A 333-nucleotide genomic window follows, 5' to 3' on the forward strand; every position below is an offset into this window, starting at 1 on the left:
CATCTGCACCAATAGGGTACCGCTGTAAAAGTCTATTTTGTGTTGTTGCCATGAAAATTTTGCCTTGCAATGCGGTGAGCGCACAGCAATCATTTGCATATCCAATATTCTCCCAATCCCATGTTATACGCTGTTTAAGACGGGAAAATACATTACGTGTGATAGTAGTCACAACGGCATCACTACCCAAAACATATATCCAGTCCGTTGTTGCAGCATTAAAAACTGTACCGTTATGAGAAAATATACCCATTGTCGCGCGCCCTGGTTTACCAGTCCATGAACCAAGCTCTGCTGAGGCACGCACAGTCATAGTCAGTGGTGTATTTTCAT

At 43.2% G+C, this 333-nt stretch carries 1 pseudogene; it reads right to left on the reverse strand.

Going from position 1 to position 333, the window contains the following annotated elements:
• A pseudogene (locus tag ACG9ZB_RS16805) lies at positions 1–253 on the reverse strand (hypothetical protein); the annotation flags it as partial.
• Positions 254–333: the final 80 nt, after the last annotated feature.

The sequence above is a fragment of the Acinetobacter johnsonii genome (genome assembly GCF_048551975.1).
GTDB classification, from domain to species: Bacteria; Pseudomonadota; Gammaproteobacteria; order Pseudomonadales; family Moraxellaceae; genus Acinetobacter; species Acinetobacter johnsonii_A.